Consider the following 22006-nt stretch of genomic DNA (forward strand, 5'->3'; position numbering starts at 1 on the left):
GTCGTGACGGTAAGTACGGGAAACGGACCGGTCAACCGGTAAGTGGTGACGATTTCGAGGCCCCGGACCTGGCACTTCCGGGGTGCGTCGGGTGAGCCGAACACGGGTATTGATCTTGGTCGCCAAGATCCACTTCTGTCGCGTTCGGAGGTGCTCAGCGTGTCCCTCCGGCGACCGCGCGGCCCGGCCGCGACGATGGTGGGCATGCGCGTGATCAGGGAGAAGACCGAGTCCGTCACGCCCGTCTGGGGCGCCGCGGCGATGGCGACCGGCATCGTGGCGATCGGGCTGCACCTGGTGGGAGCGGACTGGCCGTCCCGCGGCCTGTTCGCGATCGGCGTGACGATCTGGGCCGGGCTGGCGGCGGTGTTCGTCGCGCGGCTGGCCGCCGACCGGGCCCGCTGGAACGCCGACGCCATCACGCCCGGGGCGCTCACCGCGATCGCCGCCACCGACGTGCTCGGCACCTGGCTCTCGCTCTTCGGCCGGCAGAACGTGGCGGTCGGCGCGCTCGTGATCGCCGCCGTCCTGTGGGCGGTGCTGCTCCCGGTCGTGGTCGGGCACCTGCGCGGCGCCGTGCCGGGCGCGGCCTACCTGGTCTGCGTGTCGACGCAGTCGCTGGTGGTCCTGTCGGCGACGCTCGCGGTGGCGTTGCCCGCACAGCGGTTCAAGTGGCCGGCGATCTGCCTGTTCGTGCTGGGTCTGCTGCTGTACGGGCTGGTCCTGGCCCACTTCGACTTCAAGCAGCTGCGCACCGGCGCGGGCGACCACTGGGTGGCGGGCGGCGCGATCGCGATCTCCGCCCTGGCCGCCGCCAAGCTGACCGCGGCGACCCACGACCACGACGTGCTCCGCGTCGTCACGCTGATCCTGGTGGCGATGGCGCTCGCCTGGTACGCCGTCCTGCTCGTCTGCGAGGTCCGCTGGCCGCGCCTGCGCTTCGACGCCCGCCGCTGGTCCACGGTCTTCCCGCTCGGCATGACCTCGGTGGCGTGCCTGTTCTCCGGCACCACCCTCAAGATTCCGGCCTTCACGACGCTGGGCAAGGTCCTGCTATGGCCCGCCGTCGTCGTGTGGGCCGTCGTCGCGATCGGCGCGCTGCGCAGGCTCCGCGTCAGCGACGAGCCCGGGTGACCGGCTCCCAGCCCCGTGCGGGCTCGCGCGCGCCCGGCCCCGCGTCCCCACGCGTCCGGTAGACGATGTACGGGCGGAACAGGTACTTCACCGGCGCCGCGAACGCGTGCACCAGCCGGGTGAACGGGAACAGGATCACCAGCAGCATCCCGAACAGCACGTGGAACTTGTAGAGCCACGGGATACCGGTCATCAGGTCAGGATCCGGCCGCAGCGTGAAGATCCCCCGGAACCACGGCGCCACCGTCTGCCGGTAGTCGTAGGGCCCGAGGATCCCGTTCTCCACGATCGTGACGAGCACGCCCAGCAGGATCGACCCGCCGAGCAGCACGTACATCAGCTTGTCGTTGCGCGTGGTCGCCGAGAAGATCGGCCCGGTCGTCCGCCGCCGGTAGATGAGCATCCCGAGCCCCACCAGCGCCGCGATCCCCGCGATCGCGCCGCCGATCAGCGACGTCCAGTGGTAGGTGTCCTCCGACACCCCGAGCGCCTTGGTCCAGCTCTCGGGGATCAGCAGCCCCATCACGTGGCCGAGGATCACGAAGATCAGCCCGTAGTGGAACAGCGGGCTCGCGATCCGCAGCAGCCGCTTCTCGTACAGCTCCGACGACCGGGTCGTCCACCCGAACTTGTCGTACCGGTACCGCCAGATCGTCCCGGCGACCAGAATCGCGACCGACACGTACGGCAGCGCCACCCACAGCAGCAGATTCATCGGGTCACCACTTCCAGGCCCAGGCCGAACGGTTCGAGGCCGACGTTCTCGCCGGGCGGGCCCGAGCGGGCCAGCTTCATCGCCTCCGCGCGGTCGCGCGGGGACGGGCCGGGCAGGGACGCACAGACTGCCTCGACCGGCGCCGCGTAGGGCGAACGGCGGTCGAGCAGGGCCAGGCGCAGCAGTTCCAGGCCGGGGCGGTACTCAGTGAGCAGGTCGGCGCCGTCGTGCAGCGCGGCGAACTCCAGCACGATCGGCAGGAAGTCGGGCAGCTCGCGGCTGTCCAGCTCCAGCCCCGCCTCGCGGTAGCGGCCTTTGAGGGCGGCGAGCGATCCGCCGCGGCGGCGGGTGTCGCCGTCGCGGTAGTAGGTCATGTAGAGGCAGCAGCGGCGGCGCCGGTCGAACGTCTCGACGTAGTGCTCGGCGAGTTCGCCGAGCGGCGTCGCGTCCATGTGGCCGAGGAAGGCCGCCAGGCGTTCGGCGGCGGGCCCCTGGCCGAGGGCGGAACGGATCATCGGGCGGCGCTCGTACAGCTCCTCGTCGGGATAGCTGAGCAGGAGCGAGGCGGCCTGCCAGACCAGGCGTTCGTCCATCAGACGGTCCCTCCGGCCGTGGGCGGGAAGAGCCCGTCAGGGTGGCCCTTGCCGTCCCAGTTGAGCAGGTTGACGCGGCCCTTGCGGTCCTTGGGGTCGGTCAGGGCGCCGCTGGTCTGGCGCTGTTTGAGCGCGTGGAAGCTCTCCACGGAGGCGGGCTCCTGGTGGCGTCCGGACGATTCCCCGAACGGGCCGTCCTCGTCGTGGTCGTCGTAGTCGACCGGGCAGACGGTCTCCTCCAGCGCGGCCGCCTCGGCGGCGGCCTGAGTGGGGATCACGTACCGCTCGTCGTACTTGGCGAGGGCGAGCAGCCGGTACATGTCCTCCAGGTCGCCCGAAGCCATCCCGACCACCGACGCCTTGCCGACGTCGGGCGTGTCACCGAGGTTCTTGTCGCGCATGTACGAGCGCATCGCGGCCAACCGGCGCAGAGAGCGCACGACCGGTGCGGTGTCCCCGGCGGTGAACAGCTCGGCGAGGTACTCGACAGGGATGCGCAGGGTGTCGATGGCGCCGAAGAGGTTGCCCGAGTCCTCGGCGTCGTGGCCGGTGTCGCGCAGCGCGTCCACGACCGGCGACAGCGGCGGGATGTACCAGACCATCGGCATCGTGCGGTACTCGGGATGCAGCGGCAGCGCCACCTTGTAGCGGCTGATCAGGGCCCGTACGGGCGACCGCTGCGCGGCGTCGATCCAGGCGTCCGGGACGCCATCGCGCCGGGCCGCCTCGCGGACCTCGGGCTCATCGGGGTCCAGCAGCACGCTCAGCTGGGCCTCATAGAGGTCCTGGTCGTCCTCGACGCTGGCGGCCTCGGTCACCTTGTCGGCGTCATAGAGCAGCACGCCGATGTAGCGCAGCCGCCCGACGCACGTCTCCGAGCAGACCGTCGGCAGGCCCACCTCGACGCGCGGGTAGCAGAACGTGCACTTCTCGGCCTTGCCCGTCTTGTGGTTGAAGTAGATCTTCTTGTACGGGCAGCCGGTGACGCACATCCGCCAGCCGCGGCAGCCGTCCTGGTCGACCAGCACGATGCCGTCCTCGGCCCGCTTGTAGATCGCGCCGGACGGGCAGGACGCGACGCAGGTCGGGTTGAGGCAGTGGTTGCAGATCCGCGGCAGGTAGAACATGAAGGCCCGCTCGAAGTCCAGCCGGATCGAGCTGGAGATCTTCTGCACGATCGGGTCGTGGCCGGCCGCGTCGGGACCGCCGCCGAGGTCGTCGTCCCAGTTGGCGCTCCACTCGACCTTCATCGGCTCGCCGCTGATCAGCGAGTACGGCTTGGCCACCGGGAAGTCGTCCTGCAGCGGAGCGGTCGTCAGCGTCTCGTAGTCGTAGGTCCAGGGCTCGTAGTAGTCCTTGATGTTGGGCAGCAGCGGGTTGGAGAAGATGGTGAACATCTTGCGCACCCGGCCGCCCGCCTTGGGCTTCAGCCGTCCCTTGCGGTCCAGCGTCCAGCCGCCCTGCCAGCGCTCCTGGTCCTCGTAGCGCTTGGGATAGCCCTGGCCGGGCCGGGTCTCGACGTTGTTGAACCAGACGTACTCCATGCCCGACCGGTTGGTCCAGGTCTGCTTGCACGTCACCGAGCAGGTGTGGCACCCGATGCACTTGTCGAGGTTCATCACCATCGCGAGCTGAGCCATGACCTTCATCAGTAGGTCACCTCCTGGGAGCGGCGGCGGATCACGGTGACCTCGTCGCGCTGGTTGCCGGTCGGCCCGAGGTAGTTGAAGCCGTACGACAGCTGCGCGTATCCGCCGATCATGTGGGTCGGCTTGACCAGGAGCCTGGTCAGCGAGTTGTGGATGCCGCCGCGGCGGCCGGTGCGCTCGGTCTTGGGCACGTCGATGACGCGTTCCTGTGCGTGGTGGTAGTAGACGGTGCCGCGCGGCATGCGGTGCGAGACGATCGCGCGGGCGACGACGACGCCGTTGCGGTTGTCCATCTCGACCCAGTCGTTGTCCTTCACGCCGATCCGCGCGGCGTCCAGGACGCTGATCCACACGGTCGGTCCGCCGCGCGAGAGCGTCAGCATGAACAGGTTGTCCTGGTACTCGGAGTGGATCGACCACTTGGAGTGCGGCGTCAGGTAGCGGACGGTCAGCTCGGCGCCGTCCTTGTTGGTACCGGGCGCCGCCTCGCCGAACAGCCGGTTCATGTCCAGCGGCGGGCGGAACACCGGCAGTTGCTCGCCGACCTCGGTCATCCAGTCGTGGTCGAGGAAGAAGTGCATGCGGCCGGTGAGGGTGTGCCACGGCTTCAGGTGCTCGACGTTGATGGTGAACGGCGAGTACCGGCGGTTCGGCGCCTCGATGCCCGACCATTCGGGCGAGGGGCCGACCGCCGTGGGCCTGGCCTGGGTGTCGGCGAAGGTCACGCGGCGTTCCATGCCTTCGGTGGCCAGGGTCTCGAACGAGGTCCCGGTGCGTTCGCCGAGCTGCCGGAACCCGTCGGCGGCCAGGCGGCCGTTGCTGGTGCCCGAGAACGCCAGGATCGTCTCGCACCACTTCACGTCGGTGTCGAGCCTGGGGTTGCCGTGCGCGTCGGTGCCGCAGCGCTCGCGCAGCCAGGCGACCTCGCGGTCGGGCTTGAACGACACTCCCTTGATCGGCAGACCGGCCGCGGCGGCCTTCGGGCCGAGGGTGGCCATCCGTTCGCCGACGGCCCCGTAGTCGCGTTCGACGACGGCCAGCGCGGGCTTGGTGCCCCCGGCCGTGCCGTACGGGGCGCCGCGTTCACCCGGTGTGTCGTGCTGGAGCGCCGAGGCCACCAGGTCGCGCCGTACGCCCAGGTGGTCCTTGGCGAGCTCGCTGAAGCGGCGGGCGATGGCCTGGAACGCGGCCAGGTCGCTGCGCGCCTCCCAGGGCGGGTCGACCGCCGGGGTGAAGGCGTGCACGAACGGGTGCATGTCGGTGGAGGACAGGTCGTGCTTCTCGTACCAGGTGGCGGCCGGCAGCACGATGTCGGACATCAGCGTCGTCGAGGTCATCCGGAAGTCCAGCGACAGCAGCAGGTCGAGCTTGCCGCGCGGCGCGTCCGGATCGCCCTCGGCGGGCAGGTTGGAGTCGGTGCCGAGCAGGTGGCGCAGGAAGTACTCGTTGCCCTTGGCGGACGAGCCGAGCAGGTTGGCCCGCCAGACGCTCAGCACGCGCGGCCAGTTGGCCGGGGCGTCGGGATCCTCACAGGCGAACTTCAGCGACCCGTCGTCGAGCCTCTCGGCCACGTAGGCGCCCGCGTCGCCGTCGCCGATCTCGTCGGCGAGGTCGAGCGGGTTGCGGTCGAAGGCCGGCGCGAACGGCATCCAGCCGAGCTTCACCGACTCGGTCAGCAGGTCCTTGGTGGCGCGCCCGGCGAACAGCCCCTTGCCCGCCGGGGACGACAGCGCGTCGGCGGAGTGGCTCTCGTAGCGCCACTGGTCGGTGTGCATGTACCAGTAGGGCGTGCCGGGGATCTGCCGGGTGGGCCGGATCCAGTCGAGGCCGAACGCCAGCTGCGCCCAGCCGGTGAACGGCCGCGCCTTCTCCTGGCCGACGTAGTGCGCCCAGCCGCCGCCGTTGCGGCCCTGGCAGCCGGTCAGCATCAGCAGCGACAGGAACGTGCGGTAGATCGTGTCGGAGTGGAACCAGTGGTTGGTCCCGGCCCCGAGGATGATCATGCAGCGGCCGTCGGACTTCTCGGCCGTCGCGGCGAACTCGCGGGCGATCCGTACGGCGGCGGCCGCCGGGACCGAGGTGATCTCCTCCTGCCAGGCGGGCGTGCCGGGCGAGGCGGTGTCGTCGTAGGAGGAGGGCCACTCCCCCGGCAGGCCGGGCCGCGCGACGCCGTACTGGGCCAGCATCAGGTCGAAGACGGTGGTGACCTTGTGCCCGTGCACCTCGCGGACCGGGACGCCGCGGCGCAGCGTTCCGCCCGAGCCGTCGGCGGCGTCGAAGCGCGGCAGCGTCACCTCGGCGGTCTCAGTCGCCTCCGCCGTCTCGCCGTCCCGCTGAACGGTCAGCAGCGGGTCGACGCCGCGCAGGTCCAGGTTCCAGTTGCCCTTGCCGCTCTCGCTCCAGCGGAAGCCCAGCGATCCGTTCGGCACCACCGGCTCGCCGGTCGCCGAGCCGAGCAGCACGGTCTTCCAGGCGGCGTCCTCGCCCTGGTCGCCCAGGTCGGCGGCGGTGAGGAAGCGGCCGGGGACGGTGGTCCCGTCGCGTTCCTCCAGCGTGACCAGGAACGGCAGGTCGGTGAACTTCTTCACGTAGTCGGTGAAGTAGGGCACCTGCCGGTCGACGAAGGACTCCTTGAGGATCACGTGCCCCATCGCCATGCCGAGCGCGCCGTCGGTGCCGGGATGCGGCGCGAGCCACTCGTCGGCGAACTTGGAGGCGTCGGAGTAGTCCGGCGACATCACCACGACCTTCTGGCCGCGGTAGCGCGCCTCCGACATCCAGTGCGCGTCGGGAGTGCGGGTCACCGGGACGTTCGAGCCCCACAGGATCAGGTACGCGGCGTCCCACCAGTCGGCGGACTCGGGCACGTCGGTCTGGTCGCCGAACACCTGCGGCGAGGCCACCGGCAGGTCGGCGTACCAGTCGTAGAACGACAGCATCGCGCCGCCGAGCAGCGACACGAACCGCGAGCCGGCCGCGTGCGAGACCATCGACATGGCCGGAATCGGCGAGAAGCCCGCGACCCGGTCGGGGCCGTAGGCCTTGATCGTGTGAACGTGGGCGGCGGCGACGATCTCGACCGCCTCGTCCCAGCCCAGCCGGGCCAGGCCGCCCTTGCCGCGCGCCGACTGGTAGCGGGCACGCTTCTGCGGATCGGTGGTGATCTCGGCCCAGGCGGCGACCGGGTCGCCGAGCCGGGCCTTGGCCTCGCGGTACATCTCCAGCAGCACGCCGCGGGCGTACGGGAAGCGCACCCGGGTCGGCGAGTAGGTGTACCAGGAGAACGCGGCGCCGCGCGGGCAGCCGCGCGGCTCGTACTCGGGGCGGTCCGGGCCGACCGAGGGGTAGTCGGTGGCCTGGGTCTCCCAGGTGATGATCCCGTCCTTGACGTAGACCTTCCAGGAGCACGACCCGGTGCAGTTCACTCCATGGGTGGAGCGGACGACCTTGTCGTGAGCCCAGCGGTCCCGGTAGAACACGTCACCTTCGCGGCCGCCCTTCTTGTAGACGGCGCGCAGGTCGGACGACGTTTCGGTCCTCTGGAAGAACCGGCCGGTGCGCAGCAAAGCCTCGCTCATCACACCCCCCAATGCGATCGCTGACAGCGATCATTCCCCCGAGTCTGGGTACATAAGCAACGACGTTTCGCTCACAACGGGGGGAATCGATGGGCGAGAGCGCGCTGAAACGCGGCCAAACGCGCAACCTGGCGCTGGCCACCTGGACGTTCGCCATCAACTTCTGGGCCTGGAACCTGATCGGCCCGCAGGCCACGGCCTACTCCAAGGACCTGCATCTGTCGTCGTTCCAGACCTCGATGCTGATCGCGATCCCGGTGCTGGTCGGGTCGCTCGGCCGGATCCCGGTGGGCGCGCTCACCGACCGCTACGGCGGGCGGATCATGTTCGCCGTGGTCAGCTTCCTGTCGATCATCCCGGTGCTGTTCGTGGCGATGGTCGGCTCGTCGTACGGGCTGATGCTGGTCGGTGGGTTCGTGCTGGGCATCGCGGGCACGGCCTTCGCGGTCGGCGTGCCGTTCTGCAACGCCTGGTACGAGAAGTCGCGGCGCGGTTTCGCGACCGGCGTGTTCGGGGCGGGCATGGGCGGCACGGCGCTGTCGGCGTTCTTCACGCCGCGGATGGCCGACTGGATGGGGCGCACCCCCACCTACCTGATCGTCGCGGCGGCGCTGGCGGTGACCGGCGTGGTGGTGCTGATGATGGCCAAGGACTCGCCCGAGTGGAGCCCGTCGACCGAGCCGGTCATGCCGCGGTTGGCCGCCGCGCTGAAGATCAAGACGACCTGGCAGACCTCGCTGCTGTACGCGCTGGCCTTCGGTGGTTTCGTGGCGTTCTCGACCTATCTGCCGACCTACCTCAAGAACGTCTACTCCTTCGACGCGGTGGACGCGGGCATGCGGACGGCCGGGTTCTCGCTGGCGGCGGTCATCGCCCGGCCGCTCGGCGGCGCCCTCTCTGACCGGATCGGGCCGCGGACGGTCCTGATGGGCTCGTTCGGGCTGGCGGCGGTGATGGCGGTCATCGTGTCCGCCAAGCCCGCGCCGGAGTTCGGCGCGGGCGCCTCGTTCGTGCTGCTGGCGTTCGCGCTGGGGCTCGGCACCGGCGGCGTGTTCGCCCTGATCGGCCAGACCGTCGAGCCGTCGAAGGTGGGCAGCGTGACGGGCCTGGTCGGCGCGGCGGGCGGCCTCGGCGGCTACTTCCCGCCGCTGCTCATGGGCGCCGTGTACGACTCGACGGGCTCGTACTTCATCGGGCTGATCCTGCTGGCGTGCTGCGCGGTGGCGGCGCTGCTGTTCACCGCCATCGAGTTCCGTCCGGCGGGCGGCGGCGGCCGGGGCTCGGTCAGTGGCCGCGGAAGGCGTCCTCGAGCCACCAAGCAGGACGTTTCCGGGTGACCTTGGCGTCGACGACCATCGGCCGGTCGCGGGGGCCCGCCAGCCACTCCGCGACCGCGCCGAGGTCCTCGGCGCGCCGGACGGTGACCGCCTCGCAGCCGAAGCCGCGGCCGATCGCCGCGAGGTCGGCGGGCGGGAACGTCACGGTGTCGAGCGGATGCCCGTCCGGGCCGAAGTGGTGCACCTCGGCCCCGTAGGCCTCGTCGTCGTAGATCACCACGAGCAGGTCCAGTCCGAGCCGTACGGCGGTCTCCAGCTCGGCGAGCGACATCAGCGCGCCGCCGTCGCCGAGCGCGGCGACCGTCAGCCGGTCGGGGCGGGCCACGGCCGCGCCGATCCCGGTCGCCAGCCCCAGCCCGATCGACTGGAACGCCTGGGTGAACACCAGCCCGTCCACGTCGGGCACATCGAGGAACATCGCCGGGTAGCCCATGAAGTTGCCCGAGTCGACCGCGATCGTGCGCTCGGCCGGGAGCAGGTCGTTCAGCGCGATCGAGAGGGTGCGGGGATCGATGCGGTCGCGCTCGGAGTCGTCCTCGTAGGGGACGTCGCGCCAGAGCCGCCCGCGCGCCAGCCGCCCGGCCACCTCGGGTGAACGGTATCCCTCGGCCACATGCTCGCGGGCCGTCAGCGCCGCGCCGGTGGCCCGCGCGGTCTCGGCCACGTCGCCGATCAGGCTGAGGTCGACCGGGCGGTGCGCGCCGAGCGCCTGTGCGTCCACGTCGATCTGCACGACCGTGGTGTTCTTGCCGACCAGGCCGCCGTGCCGCAGCGTCCACCCGTTGAGGGCGCAGCCCCAGCCGACCAGCAGGTCCGCGTCGGCGATCAGCTCGGCGGCGACGGGCGTGGAGAAGCCGCCGCTCACGTCCAGGTCGAACGGGTCGTCCTTGAACAGCCCGCGTGCGACGGCGGAGGTGGCGACCAGCGCGCCGCACTGGTCGGCGAGCACGCGCAGCGCGTCGGCCGCGCCCTGCGCACGCGCGCCCCGGCCCGCGACGAACACGGGCCGTTCGGCGGCGGTCAGCGCCTCGACCAGCCGGGCGATCGCGCTCGGCGGCGGCACCGGCAGCGGCAGCACGGCCGACGGCCGCAGCGGCGAACCGGGCGCGCCGTACTCCGGGATGGTCACCGGTCCCGCGTGCGGCGCGGCCTGGACGTCCAGGGGCAGGCCGAGCAGGACGGTCCGGCGTTCGGCGACGGCGGTCCGGCAGGCCCGCACGACGTCCACCAGCGCCGACTCCGGCGAGTGGATCCGTTCGGGGATCGCGCCGACCGCCGAGGCCAGCGCGGCCTGGTCGATGCGGAAGTTGGACCGTACGGCCGACGCCGCGACCTCGCCCGCCAGGATCAGCAGCGGCGTGCGGCTCTTGGCCGCCTCGGTGATGCCGGTGAGCGCGTTGGTGAGTCCGGGCCCCTGGTGCACCGAGACGACGCCGAGGCCGCCGCTCACCCGGGCGTAGGCGTCGGCCATCGTCGCCGCGCCGCCCTCGTGGCGGGCGGGCAGGAAGCGCGCGCCGCCCGCGACCAGGGCGTTGGTGACGTGGAAGTTGCCGCTGCCCACGACGCCGAACACCGTGTCGACGCCGAGCCTGGCCAGGGTGGCGCCGACGGCCTCGGCGATGTTCATCGCTCGACCAGGGCCAGCATCCGGGCGGGGCTGCCCGAGCCGCCGACGATCGGCAGCGGCGAGGCGAGCAGCACCGCGCCGCGCGCCGGGAGGCTCGCGAGGTTCTGCAGCTGCGTGAGGCCGTACTTGCCGGCGCCGAGGAAGAACGAGTGGCACGGGAACGGCGGGTCGAAGCCGTGCGCGGCGCCCGCGTCGGTCCCGACGGTCTCGACCCCGAGCCCAAGGATCGGCGTCTCCTCGGCGAGCCATCGCGCACATTCAGACGAGATGCCGGGCGAATGCGGGCCGGTCTCATCGGCGTTCAGGAACGCCTCACTCTCAGCCGAACGGGCGTCCCATCCCGTCCGGTAGAGCAGCCAGCCACCCTCGGGCAGCGGGCCGTGGTTCTTCTCCCACTCCCGGACATGGTCGATCTCCAGCAGGAAGTCGGGATCGGCGGCGGCCTCGGCGGCGAAGTCCAGCACGACCGCAGGCGCGACCAACCTGCGCGGCGCCACCTCCGAGACGTCCTCCCCCTCGCGCCCGGTCGCCCAGTGCACCGGCGCGTCGAAGTGGGTGCCGACGTGCTCGCCGGTCTCGATGTCATTCCAGTACCAGCCGGGACCGCGGTCGTCGTAGCGGCTGATCTCGCGCAGCGCGAACGGCCGGGTGTTGGCGAACGGCTCGGGGAGCTGCAGGATCGGCGTCGCCTCCGACAGCGGCGCGGTCAGGTCGACCACCTCGATCGACCCGTCGGAGAGGGCGGCGGTCAGGGACGCGAGCAGGGACATGGCTCCTCCGGGCGGCGAGGCAGGGGAACACCCCCGCACGATGCCCCGAACGTATCCAGACAGGCCATCTGTGACCAGGCGCGGATTTTTGAAGACAACATTGTCTATTTATACATTTACACCGCCGCGCCGGGCGTTCACGATCTGGGGGCCACCCCGTGCAGCCCCACCCCCGCGGAGGTCCCCATGCGCAGCCGTAACCTCGCCGCCGGCGCCATCGTCGCGACGGCGACTCTCACCACCGGGGCGCTCCCGGCCGGCGCGGACCCCGCCCCCTCCCCGCCGCAGGCCCCGCTGAAGGACAACACCCGCTCCTTCGACCTGGTCAAGCCGTCCGGCCACCCGGTGGTCCTGCGCAACGCCCCGCGCAAGCTCTCGGTGACCTACACCTACGAGGGCAAGAAGCACACGCTCGACGACTTCCTCGCGCGCACCAACACCCAGGGCTTCGTCGTCCTGGACGGCCAGAAGGTCGTCATGGAGAAGTACAACTTCGCCGCCCGCGACACCCGCTTCCAGTCGTGGTCGATGGCCAAGTCGTTCACCTCCGCCGCGTTCGGGATCGCCCTCAACGAGGGCCTCATCCACTCCATCGACGACCCGGTCACCAGGTACCTCCCCGAGCTGCGCGGCTCGGGCTACGACGGCGTCTCGCTCCGCAACCTGCTGCGCATGTCCTCGGGCATCGCCTGGACCGAGACGTTCAGCGTCCCGCCGGTGCACGTCGCCGCGAGCCTCGGCTACCCGCTCACCAAGCTCGCCGCGCAGCAGAAGCGCGGCTGGAAGCCGGGCAGCAAGTTCGAGTACACGTCGATGAACAGCTTCGTGCTCTCCTGGGTGGTCAGCCGCGTCGCCAAGATGCCCTTCCACCGCTTCGTCCAGGAGAAGCTGTGGAAGCCCGGCGGCATGGAGTCGACCGTCTACCTGGGCAACGACTCCAACGGCGACAACATGGGCTACTGCTGCTTCTACGCCACCGACCGCGACTTCGCCCGTTTCGGCCTGCTCTACCTGCGCGGCGGCAAGGCCAACGGCCACCAGGTCGTGCCCGCCTCGTGGGTCAAGCAGTCCACCAGGCCCTCCGCCCCGTTCAACCAGAACTACGGCTTCCAGTGGTGGCTCGACAGCGACGGCGCCTTCTCCGCCCAGGGCCTGGCGGGCCAGCACATCTACGTCTCCCCCAGGTACGGCGTGGTGATCGTCAAGTCGACCCTCGCGACCGTCGTCGGCGACGAGGAGAGCGACGCCGCCTTCGACGCCGTGGCCGCCGAGGTCGCCCGCACCCGGCGGGCCGCGGCCCACTGATTTTCCAAGATCGTGGAACAGGATCGGCTTCGGAGAGGTTAGGGTTACCTAATTAACTCATGTCTTCGAAGGGGATCGAATGGCGGAGGAAGCGGCTCCACAACCGGCTCGCAGGTCCAGGCCCCTCAACCGGGGGCGGGTCCTGCGCAAGGAACAGATCACCCCGCACATGATCCGGGTGGTGGTCGGGGGCGAGTCCCTGGCCGGGTTCGGCGCGGGCGCGTTCACTGATCACTATGTGAAGATCCTTTTCCCGCTGCCGGGCGTGAGCTATCCGGAGCCGTTCGACATGGACCGGATCCGGGAGGAGATGCCGCGCGACCAGTGGCCGACCACCCGGACGTACACGGTGCGCGCCTGGGACCCCGAGGCGGTCGAGCTGACCCTGGACTTCGTCTACCACGGCGACGAGGGCCTGGCCGGGCCGTGGGCGGCCAACGCCGAGCCCGGTGACGAGATCCTTTTCCAAGGGCCCGGCGGCGCGTACGCGCCCAAGGCCGAGGCGGACTGGCACCTGCTGGTGGGCGATGAGAGTGCCCTGCCGGCGATCGGGGCTTCGCTGGAGCGGGTGCCCGCGGGCGCGCCCACGCGCGTCTTCGTCGAGGTCTCCGGGCCCGAGGAGGAGCAGCCGCTGGAGACCCCGGGAGACGCCGAGATCGTCTGGCTGCACCGCAACGGCGGCGAGGTGGGCGACTCCCTGGTGCGGGCCGTACGGGATCTGGAGTTCCCCAAGGGCACGGTGCACGCCTTCGTGCACGGCGAGGCCAACTTCGTGAAGGAGCTGCGGCGCCACCTGCGGGTCGAGCGCGGGCTGCCGATGGACCAGCTGTCGATCTCCGGTTACTGGCGGCGCGGGCGCAACGAGGACGGCTGGCAGTCGTCCAAGCGCGACTGGAACCGCCAGGTCGAGGAGGAAGAGGCCAAGGCCCTCGCCTAGGCGCTCTCGGCTTCGTCGGGGTCGTCGTCCTCGACGAAGCCGGGGAGCAGCTCTTCGGCCAGTGCGCGGAACTCGCCCTCGGCCTCCAGCTGGCAGAGGACTCCGCCGCATCCGCCGAGGGCGCGGCTGACCGCGAGGAACTGGGCCGGGAGCCTGATCTGCCGTACGAGGCTCCCGGGGCGCATGTCGGTGGCGAGGCCGATGCCGCGGTTGGTCTCCTGCCGCATCCACTCGCGGCTGAACTTGAAGCGCTCCTCGATGAACGGCTCGGCCTGCGGCGCGACGATCGCGGCGACCTCGTCGGGGTCGACGCGCGCGTCGGGGGCCAGGAAGCCCTCCTCCTTGGCCGCCTGGACCATCTCCTCGCCGCTGCCCAGGGTGCCGATGCGCAGCAGGCGGCCGATCGTCCAGTGCAGCTCGGGCGCCACGTGGGCGGCGCCGCCGAAGTCCAGGATGCCGAGCCTGCCGTCGTCCAGCACCCGGAAGTTTCCGGGGTGCGGATCGATGTGGATCATGCCGCAGCGGCGCGGGCCCGAGTGCATGAAGCGGAGCATGAGCATGCCGACGCGGTCGCGCTCCTCCTGGTCGGCCTCGGCGATGACCTTGGAGAGCGGCGTGCCGTCGATCCACTCGGTGACCAGCACGTTGCCGGACTGGGCGACCACGGCCGGGATGAGGAATTCGGGGTCGTCGTCGAAGGCCTCATGGAACGCGGTCTGGGCGCGGGCCTCGTCGACGTAGTCGAGCTCCTTCTCCAGGCGCCGCTTCAGGTCGGCGATGAGCGGCTTGACCTCGACCCCGGGAAACAGCGGGGTCATCAGCCGGCTCACGCGCGCGATCTGGTTGAAGTCGCTCATCAGCGCCTTGCCGGCGCCCGGGTACTGGGCCTTGACCGCGACCGTGCGGCCGTCGTGCCAGACGGCCTTGTGCACCTGGCCGATCGAGGCGGCCGCGGCGGGCCGGTCGTCGAACTCCTCGAACAGGTCCCGCCAGTCCTCGCCCAGCCCCTCCGCCAGCACCTTGTGCATGGTCGCGGCGGGCATCGGCGGCGCCGCCTCCTGGAGCTTGGTCAGGCTCGCGCGAAACGGCGCGGCGATCTCCTCGGGCAGACCCGCCTCGAAGATCGACAGCAGCTGCCCGACCTTCATGGCGCCGCCCTTGAGCTCGCCCAGGACCTTGAACAGCTGCTCGGCGGTGCGCTGCTGGACCTCCAGCGCGACCGCCTCGGCGGGGCGCCCGATCGTGCGCTTGCCGAGGCCTACCGCGGTGCGCCCGGCGAACCCGAGGGGCAGGGTCGCCAGTTTGGCGGTGCGGGTGACCGCACGACGGGGGATGTCGCTCAAGGCCTGACCGTCCCTACTGTCGTTCCACTGTGTTCGACGCCATGTCCAACAACCGCACCTTACTCATGGGGGTGCGGGACGTTGTTCATGGGGACATCATTCCCTCGTTACAACACTTTTGTCGGCTTCGCCCATCCCGGTCGCGTCACCGGTCGCGCCGATCGAGCCGTCCGGGGCGCACGAGCGCAGCAGCAGCTCGATCACCTCCAGCGCCGTCTCGATCTCCGGCCGGCTGGCGCCCAGGTAATGGGCGTACATGAACGAGTCGCAGATCCGGACGATCGCCTGGGCCAGCGTGCGGGTCGGCAGTGGAGCGCGCATCGCGCCGCGCTCGATCTCGCCCTCCAGCTCGGCGGTGAGCAGCGCGATGGCGCGCGCCTCGATCGGGCCGGTCATGGTGGCCAGCCGGACGAACAGCCGGGGCTCGCGCTCGGTGAAGGCCTTCAGCGGTACGGCGTTCACCACGGCGCGCATGAAGCGGTCCAGGACAATGATGATCCGCTCCGGACCCTCACCGTCGACCCCGCGTACCGCGGTCCGGTAGGTGCGCTCGGTCATCTCCGCCAGCACCATCCCGAGCAGCTGCTCGCGGCTGCCGACCCAGCGGTAGAGGGTGGCGCGCCCGACGCCGAGCTCGGCGGCCAGCGCCGACATGTCGATCGGCTCGCCATCGAGGTAGTGCGCGGACGCGGCTTCGAGCGCGTCGGCGGGCCCGAGCGCAGTCACGACCACAGCATCGCACAGTCCTGACGCCGCGTCGCAGGCGCTATTGACACCGAGTTCAGCACCGACGCCGAGTTCAGCGACCGGGACGCACCAGCGGGAAGGCGATCGTCTCGCGGATGCTGCGGCCGGTGAGGGTGATCAGCAGGCGGTCGATGCCCATGCCCATGCCGCCCGCCGGGGGCATGCCGTACTCCAGGGCCCGCAGGAAGTCCTCGTCCAGTTCCATCGCCTCCGGGTCTCCCCCGGCGGCCAGCAGCGACTGCTCGGTGAGCCGTTGGCGCTGCAGCACGGGGTCGATCAGCTCCGAGTAGGCCGTGCCGAGCTCCATCCCGCACACGATGAGGTCCCACTTCTCGGCCAGCCGCGGGTCCTTGCGATGCGGCCTGGTCAGCGGCGAGGTCTCGGCCGGGTAGTCGCGGACGAACGTCGGGGTCCTGATGTGGTCCTCGACCAGTGCCTCGTACAGCTCCTGAACGAGGCGGCCCTGGCCCCACTCGGGGTCGGGCTCGATGTCCGCCCGTTCCGCGTGCTCGCGGACGACGCCGATCGGGGTGTCGGGCGTGATCTCCTCGCCGAGGGCGGACGACACCGAGCCGTAGACGGTGATGTCGGTCCACGGCTCGCCGAGGTCCATCTCGACGCCGTCCCGCACGACGATCGTCGTGCCGAGCGCCGCCCGCGTCGCCGCGAGCACCAGGTCGCGGGTGAGCGCGGCCATCGTGTCGTAGTCGCCGTAGGGCTCGTAGGCCTCCAGCATCGTGAACTCGGGGTTGTGGGTGGCGTCCACGCCCTCGTTCCGGAAGTCGCGGCCCAGCTCGAACACCTTCCCGAGCCCGCCGACCAGCAGGCGCTTCAGGTAGAGCTCGGGCGCGATGCGCAGGTAGAGGCGCATGTTGTAGGCGTTGATGCGGGTGGTGAACGGCCGGGCCGTCGCGCCGCCGTGGATCGGCTGCAGCATCGGCGTCTCGACCTCGAGGTAGCCGCCGTCGCGCAGCACGTCGCGGACGGCGTTCACCGCGTCGCCGCGCATCCGCAGCAGCCCGCGCGACTCGTCGTTCACGATCAGGTCGACCGCGCGGCGGCGAACCCGGGTCTCCGGGTCGGCCAGCCCCGAACGCTTGTCGGGCAGCGGGTGCAGGCACTTGGACGTGAGCTTCCAGGTGGAGGCGAGCACCGACAGCTCGCCCCGGCGGGTGGTGATGACCTCGCCCTCGACGCCGACCAGGTCGCCGAGGTCGATCATCGTGCGCCAGCGGTCCAGCGAGTCCGTGCCGACCGAGTCGGCGGTCAGCATCACCTGCAGGTCGCCGGTCTCGTCCCGCAGCGTCGCGAAGATCAGCTTCCCGTGCGCGCGGACCAGCATCACGCGGCCCGCGATCGCGGCGCGCTTGCCGGTCCGGGTGTCGGGCGGCAGCATGCCGAAGAGCGCGCGCAGGTCGGCGGCGAGATCGCTGCGGTCGAACCCGAGCGGGTACGGTTCGACGCCCGCCTCGCGGATGAGCTCCAGCTTGTCGTGCCGCACGCGTTCCTGTTCCGACAGGCGGCGCAGCGGCGCCCGCCCGTTGTCGGCCGTCGCGTCGATCTCGGCGACCGCCGCGACCAGCTCGGGCCCGGGGGCCGCGTTCGCCGCGCGGTCCAGGCGGCGGCGGTTGAAGCTCGGCACGAAGCCCTCGGCGCTGGCGTAGGCGAGCCCGATCCGGATCAGGCTGCCGCCGCTGTGGAAGCAGATGTACCGCGGCTCCCATTCGGGGTGGTACTTGGCGTTGGCGAGGTAGAGCGACTCCAGCTGCCAGAAGCGCGAGGCGAACGACAGCACGCTGTAGGCGAGCCGCACGATGGGGCCGGCGCCGATCTGCGAGCCGCGTTCGAAGACGCCGCGCAGCATGGCGAAGTTCAGCGAGATCCGCTTGGCGCCGACCGAGGCCGCCTTCTCCGCGAGCTTGGCGACCATGAACTCGTTGAGGCCGTTCTCGGCGTCGCGGTCACGGCGCATGAGGTCCAGCGACAGTCCCGTACGGCCCCAGGGCACGAAGCTGAGCAGGCCGCGCAGCTCGCCCTGCGCGTCGAACGCCTCCACCATCACGCAGCGGCCGTCGGTCGGGTCGCCGAGGCGGCCGAGGGCCATCGAGAAGCCGCGTTCGGTCTCGCCCTCGCGCCACTGGTCGGCGCGCTGGATTATGCCGGCCATCTCCTGCTCGTCGATCTGCGCGTGACGCCGGATCCGGACGGTGTAGCCCGCCCGTTCGACGCGCCGCACGGCCTGGCGGACCTGGCGCATCTCCCGGCCGTCCAGGTTGAAGTCGGCGAGGTCGAGGATCGCCTCGTCGCCGAGCTCCAGAACGCTCAGCCCGCGCCGCCGGTACTCGGTCGCGGCGCGCTCCCCCACGCTCACCGCGCCCGGCGTCCACGCGTGCGCCTGGCACTCGGCGAGCCAGGCGTCGATGGCCATGCCCCACGATTCGGGGTCGCCGAGCGGGTCGCCGCTCGCCAGGCACACCGAGCCCTGCGCGCGGTAGGCGATGGCGGCCTTGCCGTTCGGGGCCGACAGCAGGTCCTTGTCGCGGCGGAGCGCGAAGTAGCCGAGCGAGTCCTCGTCGCCGTACTCGGCCAGCAGGCGCCGCGCCTGCGTCTCCTCGTCGAAGCGCAGCCGGGCGTCGCCGCGGCCGGGCCGGAAGAGCGCCCACATCGTCACGACCAGCAGGCCGGTGCCGATCACGCCGAGGACCAGGTCCACCCACGTGGGCACGTTGATGCTCAGGGTGTGGCCGGTGACGCCCGCCCCGAGCACCGTCTGCAGGCCCACGTACAGCGGGTAGGCCCACAGCTCGGCGCGCGGTTTGGAATCGGTGAAGTAGACCAGCGTCGTGCCGATGACGCCGCTGACCACCAGCAGCGCCACGAAGACCCGCAGCGCCAGCCGCCGGTTGGCCCGGTCGGGCAGCATGTCGAACTCGCGGCGCGACAGGGCGAGCAGGACCAGCGCCAGGCCGTAGCCGATCACCGCGATCCACTCGCCCGCCCCGACGGTCTCCTCGGGGTCGGTCGCCAGGCTGATCATGACCAGCACGCCGAACAGGAAGAACAGCGCGAGCAGCACCAGGGTGATCCGCCAGGCCGCCCGCTTGCGCCGCCGGATACCGAACGACAGCAGGATCAGCAGCACGCCGTACGGCAGGCTCGGGATCCAGCCGAAGTAGCCGATCCAGCGCAGCGCCCAGACGTCGATCAGCCGTTCGATCAGGTCGGCCGACAGCCAGGCCAGGATCGAGACCACGCCCGACAGGCGCAGATACCAGAACAGCGCCGTCGGGACGGCGCGGATCACCTTTTTGGCAAGCACCCCGTCCCCCGACCGAGCGTCCGGCCCGCCCTCGATTCGCGGGCTCCGTTCACATGATCTACCCTGACCGCGCCGACCGCTAACGGACGGCCAGGTCAGGCCGCGTGTCACTCGGCCGCGATCACCGTCATGGCGGCCAGGACGTCCAGGACGCCGCGGGCGTCGGGGATGCTCGCCGGATCGGCCAGCCACTGGAGCATCAGGCCGTCGGACAGGGCCATCAGCACCGAGACGACGGCCTCGGGGTCGACCGGGAGCTCCATGTCGAAGCCCGCCGCGGCGCGGCGGATCATCTCGGCGCCCTCGCGCCGGGCCTGGGCGTAGGCCTCGGCGAGCTTGGCGCGCAGCGACTCCGAGCGGAGCGCGGGCGCGTACACCTCGACCCCGGCGACCAGATACGGCCGCATCTCCTCGAACACGTCGATCAGCGCGACCAGCGCCCGTTCGAGCTGCTCGCGCGGGCTCGCGGCGGGCGTCTCGAAGATCGCCTTCTCGACCCGGACCGTCCAGTCCCGGATGCAGGTGGCCATGGCCTCGTTGAGCAGGGCCTCCTTGCCGCCGAAGTGGTAGCCGATGGAGGCGAGGTTGGTCCCCGAGACCGCCACCAGATCCCGTGCGGTCGTGCGGGCGTAGCCCTTGTCGCGCAGGCACACCAGTGCGGCCGCCAGCAGCTTTTCGCGATGCCCGTCCGAGGGCCGTTCCGTTGGCACGGACCCCATGCTATACAGATATACGTACGTCTTACACAAGCGTATAGATCAGGAGCGTCGCATGACTCCTCCCCCAGGCCCCCGCGGACTCGGTCTCCTCTCCACCGCCCGCTTCTTCGCCCAGCCGGTGAAGGGGATGGAGGCCGCCCGGCGCCGGTACGGCCCGGTCTTCATGATCAAGTTCCCCGGCTTCCCCGCCGAGGTGTTCCTCACCACCGCCGACCTGGCCGAACGCGCCTACGCCACCGACGCCGAGGGCGGGCGGGCCGGCGAGATCCGCCGCCAGTTCCTGGAGCAGCTGGTCGGCCGGCACTCGCTGCTCACCCTCGACCACGAGCCCTGGTGGCGGCACCGCAGGCTCATCAGCCCGCCGCTGCACGGCCGCGCCATCGCCCGCTGGAAGGCCGAGATCGGCCAGATCGCCGCCGACGAGATCGCCGGCTGGCCGCTGAACCGGCCGTTCCCGCTCCGCGACCGGATGCAGCGGATCACGCTGGAGGTGATCGTCCGGCTGGTCTTCGGGATGCGCGAGTCGCCGCGCGGCGCGCGGCTGCGCGCGGCGATCCCGGAGCTGATCGAGATCGCCGGGCGGCCGACCCTGCTGTTCATGCCGCCGCGCGCGCTGGAGTGGATGCTCACCGCGCGGGCCCCGCGCGGCGTGCCGTTCCTGCCGACGACCCGGTTCGCCGAGGTGCGGGCCGAGGTGGACGACATCCTGTTCGCCGAGATCGCCGCCCGCCGGATGGCGCCCGACCCGGACGCGACCGACGTGCTGTCAATGCTGCTGGCGGCCCGCGACGAGAACGGCAACGGCCTCACCGACCAGGAGTTGCGCGACGAGCTGATCACCCTCCTGGAGGCCGGGCACGAGACGACGGCGACCGCGCTGGCCTGGACGTTCGAGCGGCTGCTGCGCAACCGGCCGGTCCTGGACCGCCTGCGCGCGGAGGTGGCCGAGGGCGAGGAGGAGACCTACCTGGAGGCCGTGGTCAAGGAGTCACTGCGGTCACGGCCGGTGGTCTACGACGTGCCCCGGCTGCTGGACAAGCCCCTGGAGCTGAACGGGCACCGGGCCGAGGCTGGCTGGATGGTCTCCCCGCTGATCATGCTCATCCACCGCGATCCCGAGGCGTTCCCCGACCCGGACGCCTTCCGGCCCGAACGCTTCCTGGGCCCGGACGCCGCCCGCGCCAACAAGGCCTGGATGCCGTTCGGCGGCGGCCGCCGCTACTGCGTCGGCGCGCAGCTCGCGCTGATGGAGATGCGCGTCATCACCCGCGAGGTGCTGCGCGCCGTCGATCTGCGCGCGGTCGACCCGGCTCCGGAACGGCCCAAGGTCAGGCATGTGACGCTGGTCCCGGCCAAGCGCGCCAGGGTCGTCGCCCGCCAGGTCACGAACGCTCAGGAGCCGCCACAGGTTCAGGAACGGCCACAGGGTCGGAAGCGGCCAGCGGAGCGCGCGAAGGCGGTCTGATCACCAGCAGGATGACGGCGAGCATGGCCCCCACGGCGATGCCGTCCAGCCAGTAGTGGTTGGCGGTGCCGACCACCACGGCGATCGTCAGCAGCGGATGGATCAGCGCCAGCCAGCGCCACCGGGTGCGGGCGCAGACGATGATCCCGATCGCGATGATGAGCGCCCAGCCGATGTGCAGGGACGGCATCGCCGCGTACTGGTTGGAGATCGTGTCGGTCTGTGGCGAGCCGTACACCGAGGGCCCGTACAGCCTGGCGGTGTCCACCAGGCCGGTGACGCCGAGCATCCGCGGCGGCGCGAGCGGCAGGAGCAGGTGCAACACGAGCCCGGCGGCGGTGAGGGCGACGAGCACCCAGCGAACCCACCGGTAGTGGCCGGGCCGCCGCAGGTAGACCCACAGCAGGAACAGCGCAGTCGCGGGAAAGTGCACGTAGGCGTAGTAGGAGTTGGCCACGTGGATCAGGGCGTGGCTCTGCAGCAGCCCGTGCTGGACGTCGACCTCGCTCGGCAGGTCGAGCGTGCGTTCCAGGTCCCAGACCCGGTGCGCGTTGCCGAACGCCTCGGCGACCCGCCCGTCGGCCGCCAGCCGCGCCAGCTTGTAGAGGCCGAACAGCACGGCGATCAGCACGAGCTCGGGGACGGGCCGCGGCCGTCCCCCGTTCGGGCGCAGCACCCGGCCGCGCAGCGCCAGGCCGCGCCGCGTCGCGGCGGCGGTCCGGCCCCGGCGAGGGGTGTCCAACAGATTCATCGCAGCAGGTCCTTCGG

16 protein-coding genes are annotated in these 22006 nt (G+C 71.2%); 5 read left to right on the forward strand and 11 right to left on the reverse strand.

Annotated features, from left to right (window positions below):
- Positions 1 to 159: 159 nt before the first annotated feature.
- Positions 160 to 1134, forward strand: coding sequence for a tellurite resistance/C4-dicarboxylate transporter family protein (locus J4573_RS10160; protein ID WP_307796583.1), 975 nt, complete (start codon positions 160 to 162; stop codon positions 1132 to 1134).
- On the opposite strand, the gene narI is transcribed toward J4573_RS10160, so the two are convergent.
- The 4 genes from narI to J4573_RS10180 are packed head-to-tail and all read right to left on the reverse strand — an operon-like array spanning position 1115 to position 7669.
- On the reverse strand, positions 1115 to 1849 hold the full coding sequence (narI, locus tag J4573_RS10165) for a respiratory nitrate reductase subunit gamma (protein WP_208255103.1): 735 nt from the start codon (positions 1847 to 1849) through the stop codon (positions 1115 to 1117). The genes J4573_RS10160 and narI overlap by 20 nt on opposite strands.
- Entirely contained in the window at positions 1846 to 2442 is a 597-nt protein-coding gene (narJ, locus tag J4573_RS10170) for a nitrate reductase molybdenum cofactor assembly chaperone (protein ID WP_208255104.1), read from the reverse strand. Before narJ ends, narI begins: the two co-directional genes overlap by 4 nt.
- A complete protein-coding gene (gene narH / locus J4573_RS10175; protein ID WP_208255105.1) occupies positions 2442 to 4091 on the reverse strand; it encodes a nitrate reductase subunit beta in 1650 nt (549 codons plus the stop codon). Before narH ends, narJ begins: the two co-directional genes overlap by 1 nt.
- The gene (locus J4573_RS10180) at positions 4091 to 7669 is read right to left on the reverse strand and encodes a nitrate reductase subunit alpha (protein ID WP_208255106.1); all 3579 of its coding nucleotides are present in this window, start codon (positions 7667 to 7669) and stop codon (positions 4091 to 4093) included. The genes narH and J4573_RS10180 overlap by 1 nt, the downstream gene beginning before the upstream one ends.
- Before the next feature lie 89 nt (positions 7670 to 7758).
- On the opposite strand from J4573_RS10180, the gene J4573_RS10185 reads away from it, so the two are divergent.
- Positions 7759 to 9006: a nitrate/nitrite transporter gene (locus J4573_RS10185; RefSeq protein WP_208255107.1), complete on the forward strand. Its 1248-nt coding sequence runs from the start codon at positions 7759 to 7761 to the stop codon at positions 9004 to 9006.
- On the opposite strand, the gene J4573_RS10190 is transcribed toward J4573_RS10185, so the two are convergent.
- Both J4573_RS10190 and J4573_RS10195 read right to left on the reverse strand, forming a co-directional pair.
- A complete protein-coding gene (locus J4573_RS10190) occupies positions 8954 to 10633 on the reverse strand; it encodes a thiamine pyrophosphate-binding protein (RefSeq protein ID WP_208255108.1) in 1680 nt (559 codons plus the stop codon). The genes J4573_RS10185 and J4573_RS10190 overlap by 53 nt on opposite strands.
- Complete coding sequence (locus J4573_RS10195; RefSeq protein WP_208255109.1) at positions 10630 to 11403, reverse strand: cyclase family protein; 774 nt, start codon at positions 11401 to 11403, stop codon at positions 10630 to 10632. Before J4573_RS10195 ends, J4573_RS10190 begins: the two co-directional genes overlap by 4 nt.
- 186 nt (positions 11404 to 11589) lie before the next feature.
- Between J4573_RS10195 and J4573_RS10200 the strand changes: the two genes are divergently transcribed.
- Positions 11590 to 12708: a serine hydrolase domain-containing protein gene (locus tag J4573_RS10200; RefSeq protein ID WP_208255110.1), complete on the forward strand. Its 1119-nt coding sequence runs from the start codon at positions 11590 to 11592 to the stop codon at positions 12706 to 12708.
- Positions 12709 to 12787: 79 nt separating this feature from the next.
- Positions 12788 to 13645 carry a siderophore-interacting protein gene (locus J4573_RS10205; RefSeq protein ID WP_208255111.1) on the forward strand — a complete coding sequence of 286 codons (858 nt, stop codon included), beginning with the start codon at positions 12788 to 12790 and terminating at the stop codon, positions 13643 to 13645.
- On the opposite strand, the gene J4573_RS10210 is transcribed toward J4573_RS10205, so the two are convergent.
- The 4 genes from J4573_RS10210 to J4573_RS10225 form a co-directional block, all read right to left on the reverse strand.
- The gene (locus J4573_RS10210) at positions 13642 to 14988 is read right to left on the reverse strand and encodes an ABC1 kinase family protein (protein ID WP_208255112.1); all 1347 of its coding nucleotides are present in this window, start codon (positions 14986 to 14988) and stop codon (positions 13642 to 13644) included. The two genes, J4573_RS10205 and J4573_RS10210, sit on opposite strands and share 4 nt — an antisense overlap.
- A 96-nt stretch (positions 14989 to 15084) precedes the next feature.
- Positions 15085 to 15714: a QsdR family transcriptional regulator gene (locus J4573_RS53845; protein ID WP_208255113.1), complete on the reverse strand. Its 630-nt coding sequence runs from the start codon at positions 15712 to 15714 to the stop codon at positions 15085 to 15087.
- A 73-nt stretch (positions 15715 to 15787) separates the two neighbouring features.
- Positions 15788 to 19054 (reverse strand): bifunctional lysylphosphatidylglycerol synthetase/lysine--tRNA ligase LysX, encoded by a 3267-nt coding sequence (gene lysX / locus J4573_RS10220; RefSeq protein WP_307796585.1) that lies wholly within the window; start codon positions 19052 to 19054, stop codon positions 15788 to 15790.
- A gap of 107 nt (positions 19055 to 19161) precedes the next feature.
- Positions 19162 to 19764 carry a TetR/AcrR family transcriptional regulator gene (locus J4573_RS10225; protein WP_208255114.1) on the reverse strand — a complete coding sequence of 201 codons (603 nt, stop codon included), beginning with the start codon at positions 19762 to 19764 and terminating at the stop codon, positions 19162 to 19164.
- 61 nt (positions 19765 to 19825) lie between these two features.
- On the opposite strand from J4573_RS10225, the gene J4573_RS10230 reads away from it, so the two are divergent.
- Entirely contained in the window at positions 19826 to 21238 is a 1413-nt protein-coding gene (locus J4573_RS10230) for a cytochrome P450 (RefSeq protein ID WP_208255115.1), read from the forward strand.
- Here J4573_RS10230 and J4573_RS10235 read toward each other — a convergent pair.
- A complete protein-coding gene (locus J4573_RS10235; protein WP_208255116.1) occupies positions 21156 to 21989 on the reverse strand; it encodes a phosphatase PAP2 family protein in 834 nt (277 codons plus the stop codon). The genes J4573_RS10230 and J4573_RS10235 overlap by 83 nt on opposite strands.
- Positions 21990 to 22006 lie beyond the last annotated feature (17 nt).

Source organism: Actinomadura barringtoniae (assembly GCF_017573505.1).
Taxonomy (GTDB): Bacteria; Actinomycetota; Actinomycetes; order Streptosporangiales; family Streptosporangiaceae; genus Spirillospora; species Spirillospora barringtoniae.